At 48.7% G+C, this 11,859-nt stretch carries 13 protein-coding genes; 6 read left to right on the plus strand and 7 right to left on the minus strand.

Annotated features, from left to right (window positions below):
- Positions 1-19: 19 nt before the first annotated feature.
- From FC07_RS12160 to FC07_RS12190, 7 genes are all read right to left on the minus strand, one after another.
- A complete protein-coding gene (locus FC07_RS12160; protein WP_057905360.1) occupies positions 20-1,138 on the minus strand; it encodes a glycosyltransferase in 1,119 nt (372 codons plus the stop codon).
- Positions 1,135-2,277 carry a DegT/DnrJ/EryC1/StrS family aminotransferase gene (locus tag FC07_RS12165; RefSeq protein ID WP_057905361.1) on the minus strand — a complete coding sequence of 381 codons (1,143 nt, stop codon included), beginning with the start codon at positions 2,275-2,277 and terminating at the stop codon, positions 1,135-1,137. Before FC07_RS12165 ends, FC07_RS12160 begins: the two co-directional genes overlap by 4 nt.
- Before the next feature lie 48 nt (positions 2,278-2,325).
- A complete protein-coding gene (locus tag FC07_RS12170; protein WP_057905362.1) occupies positions 2,326-3,615 on the minus strand; it encodes an ATP-grasp domain-containing protein in 1,290 nt (429 codons plus the stop codon).
- Entirely contained in the window at positions 3,602-4,225 is a 624-nt protein-coding gene (locus FC07_RS12175; protein WP_057905363.1) for a sugar transferase, read from the minus strand. Before FC07_RS12175 ends, FC07_RS12170 begins: the two co-directional genes overlap by 14 nt.
- Positions 4,226-6,049 (minus strand): polysaccharide biosynthesis protein, encoded by a 1,824-nt coding sequence (locus tag FC07_RS12180; protein ID WP_057905364.1) that lies wholly within the window; start codon positions 6,047-6,049, stop codon positions 4,226-4,228.
- A 177-nt stretch (positions 6,050-6,226) separates the two neighbouring features.
- Positions 6,227-6,829, minus strand: a complete 603-nt coding sequence (locus FC07_RS12185; RefSeq protein WP_057905365.1) for a P-loop NTPase family protein — start codon at positions 6,827-6,829, stop codon at positions 6,227-6,229.
- 2 nt (positions 6,830-6,831) lie between these two features.
- Entirely contained in the window at positions 6,832-7,503 is a 672-nt protein-coding gene (locus tag FC07_RS12190; protein WP_057905366.1) for a Wzz/FepE/Etk N-terminal domain-containing protein, read from the minus strand.
- Between the two features lie 217 nt (positions 7,504-7,720).
- Between FC07_RS12190 and FC07_RS12195 the strand changes: the two genes are divergently transcribed.
- The 6 genes from FC07_RS12195 (at position 7,721) to FC07_RS12220 (ending at position 11,679) form a co-directional block, all read left to right on the plus strand.
- Positions 7,721-8,686, plus strand: a complete 966-nt coding sequence (locus tag FC07_RS12195) for a hypothetical protein (protein ID WP_057905367.1) — start codon at positions 7,721-7,723, stop codon at positions 8,684-8,686.
- Between the two features lie 18 nt (positions 8,687-8,704).
- A complete protein-coding gene (locus FC07_RS12200) occupies positions 8,705-9,391 on the plus strand; it encodes an NAD-dependent protein deacylase (protein WP_057905368.1) in 687 nt (228 codons plus the stop codon).
- A 95-nt stretch (positions 9,392-9,486) separates the two neighbouring features.
- A complete protein-coding gene (locus tag FC07_RS12205; RefSeq protein ID WP_057905369.1) occupies positions 9,487-9,768 on the plus strand; it encodes a chorismate mutase in 282 nt (93 codons plus the stop codon).
- Positions 9,769-9,778: 10 nt separating this feature from the next.
- A complete protein-coding gene (locus FC07_RS12210) occupies positions 9,779-10,288 on the plus strand; it encodes an NUDIX hydrolase (RefSeq protein WP_057905370.1) in 510 nt (169 codons plus the stop codon).
- Between the two features lie 27 nt (positions 10,289-10,315).
- Positions 10,316-10,777 (plus strand): Rrf2 family transcriptional regulator, encoded by a 462-nt coding sequence (locus FC07_RS12215; RefSeq protein ID WP_057905371.1) that lies wholly within the window; start codon positions 10,316-10,318, stop codon positions 10,775-10,777.
- Between the two features lie 59 nt (positions 10,778-10,836).
- Complete coding sequence (locus FC07_RS12220; RefSeq protein ID WP_057905372.1) at positions 10,837-11,679, plus strand: DUF72 domain-containing protein; 843 nt, start codon at positions 10,837-10,839, stop codon at positions 11,677-11,679.
- The last annotated feature ends 180 nt before the right edge of the window (positions 11,680-11,859 follow it).

Here is an 11,859-nt window from a genome sequence, read left to right on the forward strand (position 1 = left end):
TCAATTCTTTTAGCAGCCTTTAAGTTTCAAATACTGGTTGTGCACTCACGCGATTGTAAATCGTTTGCAATTCCGCTTGTACTTGCGGCAAAGCAAATGGTCGTAAATGGCGTTGAACTTGCGCCGCCTGAAACGGTTGGGGCGTTTGTTGTAGCCGTTTTAACGCCTGGATCAGTTCCGTATCGGTGTGGTACAAGTAACCGTTGATGCCCGGTTTGATCAAATCGCGGTGCCCACGAATATCAGTGGCCACCACTGGCAAGTTAAGCGCCAAGGCTTCCATAATGTTAACCGGTAATCCTTCCTGTCGTGCTGAGGAAATGGCAATATCAGCGGCCTGTAAAAAAGGTTGCACGTCAGCCTGATAACCTGCGAAGATCACTTGTTCTTGCATGCCAAGTTGCGTCGCTAAATCGCGATAGGCTTCAGCAGCTGGGCCAGTACCTAACAACAATAGCTTCATGTTCAACTTTTTAAGCGCCGGTAGCAGTCGAATCAAGCGGCCTTGATTTTTGCGGGCGCTGAGTTCAGCTGCAAAAATTAAAACCAATTCGTCAGGCGCAATGCCATAACGGGCGCGAATTTGTTGGCGCAGATTGATTTCGGCTGCAGGGGTGGCCTGAAAGCCAACGCCGTGACTGAGATGGGCGCCATCGGCTTGGCGTAGTGGCAGTTTTTGGGCTGCCGCGTAATCTTCTGCATTCATCGTGATCAGGCCATCGGTCCACCGGGCGGCTAAACGTTCCAACGGATAATACAATAACCATTGGCGTTTTGCGGCTTGCTGGCTAAAATGGAAGCCGTGGGCGGTGTACAACATCCGCACCGGCAAGTTGCGACAGGCCAGCCGGGTAATAAAGGAGGCAATCGGCGTATGGGTGTGCACCAGTTCGTAACCCTCGCGCTGGATCAGTTGGCGGATCACGTGATAGCTGGTGATGTGCTGTGGGGTCAACGCCCGCCGTGAAAAGGGAATCGGCCAAAATTGACAGCCTGCTGCAGCCAGTTTCGGGTTTAACGGCTGATTTTCACAGCTGGCAATGGCCACCGTATGACCGGCTGCACAAAGTTGTTCAATGTGGGGGACGAGAAAGGCGTTCACCGTGCTGGTCACGGTGGTCACATACAGTATTTTCATCGGACCTCGTCTCCTTTCAGTAAGCGTCGTAAGGTGTTGATCACCATTTGTTGTTGCACGTCGGTGAGGTTTGAGCCAGAGGGTAAGCACAAGCCGGTTTTGAAAAGGGCGGTGCTGACATCTTGACCTGGGGCGTGCGGGTAAAATGGGACGTTGCGGAATAATGGTTGTTGGTGTAAAGGTTGCCATAACGCGCGGGTTTCAATGCCCACTTTTTGTAAGGCAGCCATAATCTGCCAAGGGTCGTGGTGGTCCAGTGTTAAGGCGGTTAGCCAGCGGGAACCTTGACTATTTGGCAATTCTGGTTGGAAATGAACGCCAGGTAGGGCTTGTAATTGGGTCGCGTAAGTGTTGAAAATTGTGCGCCGGCGTTCAACCCGTTGATCCAAAACGTGTAGTTGTCCGCGGCCAATGCCAGCCGCCACATTGCTCATGCGGTAGTTGTAGCCGGTGACTTCATGGTGGTAATAAGCCCGTGGTTCCTTTGCTTGGGTGGCGAGAAATAGCGCTTGTTCCCGAATGTCAGGGTTGTCTGTGATCAACGCACCGCCACCAGAAGTGGTAATCATTTTATTACCGTTAAAGGAGTGCACGCCTAGGGTGCCTAAGGTGCCGGCTTTGCGGCCACAGTAAACGGCGCCGAGTGATTCAGCCGCATCTTCAATGATCGGCACTTGGTAAGCTGCCGCTAAGGCCGTTAAAGCGTGATAATTGGCTGTTTGGCCAAATAGGTCCACCACAATAATGGCTTTTGGCAAGGTCCCCTCTTTTTCAGCTGCCGCCAAAGCACGGGCCAAAGCTTGCGGGGACATGTTCCAGGAATCGGGTTCTGCATCGATCAAGGTGGCGTGGGCGCCGATATAACGAATCGGGTTGGCGCTGGCCACAAAGGTGAAGCTGGAACAAAAAACGTGATCGCCAGGACGCACACCTAGGGTTAACAAGGCCAAATGGATCGCAGCGGTCCCAGAACTGGTGGCCAACGCACTGGTGGCGTCGTCATATTGCGCCAGCGCTTTTTCAAAAGCGGTGACGTTAGGGCCTAAGGTGGTGACCCAGTTGCTGGTAAGGGCTTGGTCGATATAGTGTTGCTCAAAGCCTGACAAATGCGGGGTTGAAAGTAAGATTTTAGCTTGCATAAGGGGTACCGGCTAGTCGTTGCGACTAGTTTGTCCTTTCTTTATCAATTAGGTCCAGTGCATCAGCGCCTCTAAAGCCGACGTGTCAAAAACGGGGCAACCGGCCACGGCTAACACGTTTTGCCGTTCGCCAAAGGAATCATCAATGAAAATCGGGTCTGGGTACTGGCGCACCAGCGGCCCTTTGGTTTCGTTGGCGGTTAAATGGTGGATCTGTTGAAATAAATTTGGGTCAATGTGCAATTGCGCTAAGGTTTGCGTAATATCGTTGGCATGACGGGTGACTAAAATAATGGCTTTCCCTTCATTTTGAAACTGATACAGTAAGTACATCATCAGCGGGTTCACCTGTTGCCCACGGGTAATGGTGTCGTCAAAGTCGACCAACACCGTTTGATAGTCTAATTGTAATTGGAATTTATTGGATAACGCCCGATCAACGGTTAACGCAAATTGGTTTTGCTGAATGGTGATGGGTTCGCCGAGCCGGTCGTGCAGACTGAGCAAGGGCAAGTTAATGCCTTGGTTGCGGTATAAACACATGGTTCCGGCGACCCGGGTGGCGATTTCCATTAGGCGGTAGTCGCCAGCCTGATTTTGTTTAACTTGGAAAAACCACACGCCGCGAAAGTGCAGCAATTGATTCAGGCGTTGGGCAATTTGGGCCACTGCTGCCGGCAAAGGTTGGCTGTGCGTACTCACGGTAATGCCATTGCGTGTCCGACACCGTTCACGACAGCCGCTAAAGCGCAGCACGCCGTGGCGGTCAGTGAAACAGTCGATGGTATACTCTTTGCCAGGTAAGTATTCGCTGATCAAGTAGTCTTGGCCATCGGCAAGTTTTGCGGTTAATGCTGCCGCATCTGGAATCACTTCAGCGCCAAAGGAACCGGCGCCAATCACTGGTTTGACGAAAACCGGAAATTGCTTAACCGTCGTGGCATCGGCATAATAGCGTGGGAGAAACGGTTCTGCCGCCAGAAAATCATAGGTGGCGCGTTTGGAGCGGGCAATGCGGGTGGTGGTCAAATCAGAACCGATCACTTCAGCTGCCAGCTCAGACGCGTGTTCGCAAAAGTACAGCGCTAAATCATCGGAACCCGGAAAAATGAAATCGATTTGGTGTTGACGTAACAGCTGATTAAAAGTAGTGAGAAAGTCGGTGTTTTCAGCTGGTCCTGCCACATAAGAGATAAAAGGCTGGTACACCAAGCGGCCGTGTTGGCTGGTAGGCGACGCACCGCTGAGATGAACGGCTTTGTTATATTTCAACGCGTTGTTGATCTCTAACGCGATTTCAGTATCAGCTGGGTAAACCAGCACGTTAACGTTTTTCATGTTCAGATTCACTTCCTTCGAAAGGTGCCATGGTGGCATGGTCGCTGGCAGAAATATCGGACTGTTTCAAAACTTTGCGGGCTGTGGCCCATAAGATCCGGCTGTCTAAGCGCCAATTCAGCTGTTGGGCGTAAGTCAGATCGTAGTCAAACTTGGTTTCCCAATCAATGGCGTTGCGGCCTTTAACTTGGGCCAAGCCGGTTAAACCGGGACGCACTTGGTGCCGCTGAATTTGTTGGTGTGAGTAAAGTGGCAAATAATCGATCAGCAGCGGTCGTGGCCCAATGAAGCTCATATCGCCTTTTAAAATATTCAGCAGTTGTGGCACTTCATCCAGGCTGGTTCGGCGTAAAAATTGGCCAAAGGATGTCAGGCGATCGCCGTCGGGCAGCAATTGCCCATTCGCATCCCGCTGGTCCGTCATGGTGCGAAATTTATACAGTTGAAAAGGTTGGCTGTGGCGGCCAGCACGATATTGTTTGAACAAGATCGGTTTGCCTAAACGCCAGCGAACTAAAGCTGCTAAAAGGAGCCATAAAGGGGACCCTAGCAGCAATAACAAACCTGACAAGCCCACATCAAAGCTGCGTTTAAACCAGCGGGTATACATTTAAACCACCTCTTCCGCAAATTGCTGCTCACCGTTATAGCGGCAAGCAAAGGCGACGATCGTTTGTTTCAGTTCATTAGCTGGAACGCCTAAGAGACTTTCTGCAAAGGTGATGATCTCGTCAATAGCCACTGGCATGATCTGACCCAAGAAGATTTTTTCGTGGACTTGTTCTTGGGCTGTTTCAGCAGAGACCAGTAACTTTTCATGCAGCTTTTCACCTGGTCGAATCCCACTTTCTACGATTTTAATGTGCTGTTCAGAAACGCCGGCCAGGGCGATCATTCGCTTGGCCAAATCAAGGATCTTAACCGGTTGGCCCATATCGAGGACGAATAATTCGCCACCTTGGGCCAATTCACCGGCTTGGATCACCAACCGGCTGGCTTCGGGAATGGTCATAAAGTAGCGGGTCATGCGGAAATCTGTCACGGTAACCGGTCCACCTTGAGCGATTTGTTCTTTAAACAGCGGCACTACACTACCGCGGCTACCTAGCACGTTGCCAAAACGCACCACCACGAATTGGGTTTGACTGGTCCGATTTAAGTTGGTCACGATCATTTCGGCTAAGCGCTTGGTGGCGCCCATGACGTTTGGCGGGTTCACGGCCTTGTCGGTGGAGATCATCACAAAGCGTTGCACCCCAGCCTGGCTGGCGGCCCGTGCGACATTGTAAGTCCCGAAGACGTTGTTTTTCACAGCCGCATGCGGGTTATCTTCCATTAAAGGCACGTGCTTGTGTGCCGCTGCGTGGTAGACAATGTCAGGGTGGTATTTTTTAAACAATTGTTGCATCAAGGGATAGTCCTGAATGTCGGCGATCAGCGGGATGCTTTCGATTTCACTGTACTGGGCCAAATGCTTTTTGATCAGGTAAATTGAATTCTCACCATGGCCCAGTAATAAAAGACGTTTCGGTTGAAAAGCAGTGAGTTGTCGCACGATTTCGGAACCAATTGAACCGCCGGCACCGGTGATCAAAATGGTTTTCCCTTGTAGCTGCTGCTTTAACGCACTTTGGTCTAAGGTCACTTCGTCACGTTCCAACAAATCAGCAATATCCAGTGTTTGAAGGGCTAACTTTTTGGCATTGTGGTATAACGGTTCAGTGATTTTAGGCAAACGACTTAACCGCACGCCCGCCGGCTTGGTCAGGTTGACCAGCCGTTTATAGGCTTGGCCCGACAGCGTTTCGGCAATGATCACATGCTGAACTTGTAATTGTTCAATGAAGTAAGGCAGTTTGCTGGTTTTGCCGATCACCCGCACCCCTTGAATGATGGTGCGCTGTTTGTCAGGGTGGTCATCGATCAGACCAACAATTTGGACCGGGTGGGTCTCTTGTTTGTTAAGGGTGATCAATTGCTCCGCACCGGCACCTGCACCAACGATCAGTGTCCGTTCCGTGTGCGCGTGGGTCGGGATTTTAAATTGAAATTGATTGTGTTGAAACAGGCGCCACACCAGACGACTACCGAGAATAAACGTTAAGGCAAACAGATACACAAGCAATAAAAAGCGATGACTCACGGTTTGTTGAAAAATAAAGAACAACAGCAGCTTAAACAGTAACACCGCGGTACAACAGAGCCACAAGGTGGCATATTCTTGTAAGCCGCTGTAACGGACCACTTGTTGGTAAACATGGGTCTGTTGCGCCAGCAAATAATACAGGACAAGGCCCGTTAGAAAACTAATGGCATAAAAGGAAACGGGAATTTGAACGTAGTCGCTGACAAAGACGTAAGCAACCAGATTCGCCAGACCAATCAGTAACAGATCAGCCCCGCGCAAGATCAGACCTTTACGTTGACGTGTCATATGTAGCACCTCCTAAATGCTTTAATGTCTATTTTGCTGCCGCAAAATCTTATTCCGGAGGATGGCCATTCCATCGGACGAAAACCGTCACGATAGAAACATGGCCCTCCTCGCCTTAATGTCTATTTTGCTACCGCAAACTTGCTTATTTTCTGATACCAACAAATCGCTGCTCAATTACGTCAGATACACACTACCGATTACTGGGACTTGTAGTGTTTTGAGACAGTCAAGCGTGTCGGTAAGGGCGCGCTTTTTCGTGTTAGCGGCTACGGTAAGAATCACACCATCACTGCTTGGCGCGATGATTTGGGCATCTGCCGTTGTTGGCAGCGGTGGGGTGAGCAGGAGGACCAGATCGTAGTGCAACCGGAACTGTTGGATCAATTGGTCAAACTGTGGTGTGCCTAACAGGTCGGCGGTGGGTTGTGCACTGCGGCCTGCGCCAAGTAGGGTGAGCGTTGGTTTTGGTGTAAACGTGGTGAGTTTCAGGCTGTTATGTTGGGCCAAGTAATCCGCAATGCCCACTGGATCCACTGAAAAGTAGTCTTGCAAGCGCGGTTGTTGTAATTGCAGGTCGATCAACAGTACCCGTTGCTGAATATTGGCGAGGGCCACTGCTAAATTGGCGACTAGCGGGGTGAGGTCCGCTGAAGGCGTCAGCGGGGCAAATTGGATCACCTGTCCAGGGTGAATCGCCAACAATTGGGTGCGTAACAGTCGGATTTGCCGGGCAAACGCGCCTTGTGGTTGTTTGATCATGGTTAATGTGGTTGGCATGGTTAGGCTCCTTTCTGTTGGTCAGCAGGGATTGCTAAGGTCCCCAGTACTGGCAACCCAGCGGTTTCAGCAAGATAAGTCGCGTTTTTGATACGCGTACTGCCAATGTCACGCCATAGGACCAGCAACAAACTCAGTAATAGCCCGGCCAGCAAGCCTAAGGTGGCGGTTAGCCAACGGTTAGGGCCTTTTTTGTGAATGTTATGAGCACCTAGGGTCAAGGTTTGTAAGCCGTCGGGGTTGATCAAACGATTGATCCGATTGCGGAAAATTTTAGCGCTGGTGGTGGCTAAATGATTGGCCTTGGTTTTGGTGCCGGCAGTGGCCACCAATGAGAAAATTTGTGAATCCTCGCTGGTACTTAAGGCCAGCTGCTGTTTTAATTGGGTTTGCGTATAGCGTTCCTGGTAGTTTTCCTGTAATTCACGCTGAATCGGACGAATGATCACCGGCGTGTTTAAAATACTTTTGTAAGTGCCTAGCGCCTGGGTCAAGGTGGTTTTTTTGTCGGCTAGGACGCTTTCACTTACCAAAATATTGATTTCGCTGGTATATTTCGGTTGGACTAACGTAAAAGTGAGGAACACTGTTAGTCCGAAAGTGAACAAAGTGGTTAGGGTCACAAGCAACCAATGACGTTTGATTTTTTGGAAAAAGGTTGTGAATTCAAGCAAGGCGAGCCCCTCCTTTGGTAATTTGTTATTGTTATCATAATTTAATTCTATAAGCGTTTGCAGCTGGAAACAAATTTAACGCATTACAAAATTTAAAAAAATTGGTTGTCAAGCAAGCGATTGCATTAAAAAGTCAGGTTACAAGAACCTAACGTTCACAATTGCCACGGACTTTGCTACTATTAGGATAAGACAGCAAAGTAAAGGAAGGTTCGGCATGACAACAGAAGCAGACTTAACAGCACCGGTACAAGCACTTTTAGCAGACGTTCGGCAACAATTTTCAAGTGAGATCACGTTGGCGTTTGGCGACGACAAAGCCGGCTATTTACGCCATGATCAGGCCCAACAAACCTATCATCGCGACGGCAGTCTGACGATCAATGTACAAGACGTAACCGCCATTGATTACACCGTTTCGCACGAATTGCTTCATTTAAAGCTCGCACTGGAAGGCTATCCGAAAGTGGGTTGGCAATTAACCAGCGGCGACCGTGAATTAGACCAACAATTGGTGGTCACGGCCACCGATTTAACCAATAGTTTGTTACATGTGCCCATCGTTAAGCGGCAACAGGCATTAGGCGTGCTCACTGCAGACGTTCAAAAACAGTATTGGCAAGGCGTTTTAAACTTGCTACCCGCTGAAGATTTAAAACAACCAGATCCATTACTGGTTTTCCGCGTGCTGACTTTAGTGGATGCCTTGGCCTTTTTCCAAGGGGATACGACAGTGATGGCCAAAGATTGCGACCAGCGTTATCGTAATGCATTTCCAGCGGCACAAGCTTTTTATGCAAAAATGACCGCTAAATCATTGGCCACCCCATTTCACTATCGCCGTGCTTTAGTGCGGCTTTACGTGGCCTTTGATGAATGGTTAGCGGAAAATGATTTGCCAACTGCCAAGCAAAATCAATTTACCACCGTTCCGGCAATTTTTTCAGAACGTCAAACACGGTTAGAGGTTCGCCAAGTTTTCCAAATTTTGCATTCTGAATTGGTCACCGCCAACGGCAAAAAAGCGGCTTACATCGGTTTAGGCATTAATGATGATCAAAATGCCTTTGTCCTGACGGTACCCAAGCAAGTGCCCGATCAAGCAGCTTATTTCCAAAAGATCTATAGTATGAGTGTGGCTGATTTTTATGCCGCGCAACAGTGGCAGTTGAACTTGCGTTAGATAGAAAGAAGGCCAAGCATGTTTGATTTAAAAGCAGCGGTGGCAAAGGCAGACTATGTGACATTTCTAACTGGAGCTGGCGTATCAACGCCATCCGGCATTCCCGACTACCGTTCTAAAGGGGGCTTATACGCCCACGAAGCTTCACCCGAATATTTATTAAGTCATGATAATTTAATTGCGCATCCAGCAAACTTTCATCAATTTGTGACGGAATCGTTGTATTATCCCGATGCCAAGCCCAACGTGATCCATGAAAAAATGGCCGCTATTAGCAATGCCAAAGGGGCCATTGTTACCCAAAATATTGATAATTTACACCAAGCTGCTGGTGCGAAAAATGTGGTGCCATTTCATGGTAGTTTGTATCGCGTGTATTGTCGCAAATGCCATCAAACAGTGCCGTATCAAACCTATTTGAAAACGGATCGACACGATGTTGATGGCGGTCAACTGCGGCCTGATGTGGTGTTATATGGGGAGGGTTTAGATGAAGCCAACATCAACGCAGCTGTTACAGCGGTGCGCCGGGCTGATTTGATCGTGATTTGTGGCACGTCCCTTAAAGTGGCACCATTTTCATTGTTGATCAATGAACGCCGCCCAGAAGCACAGGTGGTGGTGGTCAATACAGAACGGCTGGCGTTACCGTTCCAATATGAGATGATCCAGGCTGACGCCGAGACTGTTTTCGCTGATTTATAAGTTAGGGCTTCCGTTGCCGTCATTTTAGGGTAAAATAACCTTATTCCGCAAAAAAGTTGCGGCTTGCCAATTTTAAAAAGAACTGAGGTCTTTTTATGTTAGAATCTGAACGACAACGAATTGATGAAATTAATGCAGCGATGACGCGTTTATTTGAAGAACGGATGCAGGTTTCTGCTAAAATCGCCCAAGTTAAAGTCGAGCACCAATTGTCTTTGACCAACGTTGGTCGGGAACAAGAAGTGATCGCCAGCCAAGTGGCGCAATTAAAAGATGCCACCTTAGCCCCTTATTTAACGGACTTTTACCGGGATGTCATGTTGATTTCCAAGCAGTATCAGGCCAAAACGATCAAAGGGTTAGGTCAAACAAAGTAGAGGTTCTAAAATGCCATATCGATTTACATTAGCGGTGTTACATGTTGGCGACCAAGTGTTGGTGATTAACCGGAAAAAACCGCCGTATCCTGGGCAATGGAACGGTGTTGGCGGTAAATTAAAGCCTGGCGAACGACCGCTTCACGGCATGCAACGCGAAATTTTTGAAGAAACACAATTGCAGGTTGTTCCGGCGCAAATGCGTTTTGCTGGGGTCATGGATTGGTTTATTGAGGCGCAATATACCGATAGCATTTATTTGTTTGAAGTGACGCTACCGGCTTGGCAAACAACCTATCCCCAAGGCACCCGGGAAGGCATTTTGCAGCCGTTTTCGCTTGATTGGCTGACCCAACCAGAAAATCAAGGCGTGATTCCTGATTTTCAACAATTGCTGCGGCCTGTTTGCCAAGGCACGGTGCAGCGGTACGTGACAAATTTTGTGAATGAACGCCTGACCAGCATGGTGTTGCGGCCATATAGTGACGCTGAACGGCGTGGTGCGCAAATGATACTTTAATGATGTTTTTAGAAAGAAGTTGGTGAGATGCGGCTTGATTTTTCAGTAGCAGTGCATAGTTTATTATATTTAGAGCAGAAACAGCCGCGCTTAGTCGCAAGTCGTGAACTGGCGACGACATTGACCACCAATCCTGTGATGATCCGGAATATTTTGTCGGTGTTGCACAAGGCACACTACATTCGTGGTGTGGTGGGAAAAAACGGTGGTTATCAGCTGGACCGGCTGTTAACTGACATTAATGTTGGGGAGCTGTATGACCTCACCATTCCGCCGACATTAAGTTACGCCCGTTTTATCACAGGTGATCTAGAGGCATCAGGGGATGGCAGTGATATTAGTCGGAATATTCAAGCCACGCTAACGGATCTCTTTACGTTGGCGGACCAACAGTATCGAGATTTTTACCACCAATTTACATTAGCCGATTTAAAGCAGGACTTGAAACAGCACGGTTACTTTGTTCAACTCGCGCATGAAAAAAATTAGCCAGCCGGTGTGCTGGCTTTTTAGGTTGTGTTTAAAATGAAAGTAGGGGACGATCACGCATGATTACCATTGGCTTAACAACTTTTAGCGAGCACGGTCAATTTTTTAATGAACCGGCGCGCAAACTAACCTTAACTGAATACGCGCAATTTTTGCCGTGTGTGGAATTGGACACGGCCTTTTATGGGATTCCGCGAGCCAGCACTGTGTTGAACTGGTTGCGAGCGGTACCGGAGACGTTTCAATTCATCATCAAGGCCAACCAGGTGATGACTCAACACGAGACGCTGGTGAAAGCGGGCTTAGAGAGTGTTGTTCCTGTCTTTGACCATTTTCGGGCGACCTTTGCACCGATGCAAACGGCAGGTCAATTGAAAACCGTGCTCATGCAGTTTCCACCGTATTTTGGCGTGTCTGCTGAAAATGTGGCTTATTTAAAATTAGTGCGGCATTATTTACCAAAATGGCCGGTGGCAGTGGAGTTTCGCAATCCCACCTGGTATCAAGCCCAATATCGTGAATCAACATTAGCGTTGTTGAAAGCCTGCCAATTTGCCCATGTCATTGTTGATGTGCCACAAACGCCCGCGGCTAGTGTACCTTACTATCCAGTGGCCACCAATGATCATTTGGCGATTTTTAGATTGCACGGCCGCAATTACGCTGGCTGGGCCAACCAAGCGAAAGACTGGCGCAAGCGCCGGACACTTTACCGATATTCTCGCAACGAATTACAAGCATTGGTGCCGGACATTCAACGCCTCGCAGCCACTACCCGTGAGGTTTGTGTGATCTTCAATAACAACTCAGGCGGGGATGCGGCTGGCAACGCCTTGCTATTGAAGCAATTACTAGGTCTCACATTTAGCGGTCTGGCCCCACAGCAGATTGGACTGTTTTAGCGGGTGCCATGTTTCTTGCGGTGTGGTTTGCCGCCACAAGAATGGACAACCAGCGAAGATAAGACTTTTACGAAGTAAAAATACTTTGGTGTTTTTAGCTGGCAAATCCAGTCTTATCTGCTGTAAGACGGTGGTTTATGGTATACTCGTAAAAGATTATAAAAATTAAAAAAGTGGGTG

It is taken from the genome of Loigolactobacillus bifermentans DSM 20003 (assembly GCF_001434575.1).
In the GTDB taxonomy this organism is placed as follows: domain Bacteria; phylum Bacillota; class Bacilli; order Lactobacillales; family Lactobacillaceae; genus Loigolactobacillus; species Loigolactobacillus bifermentans.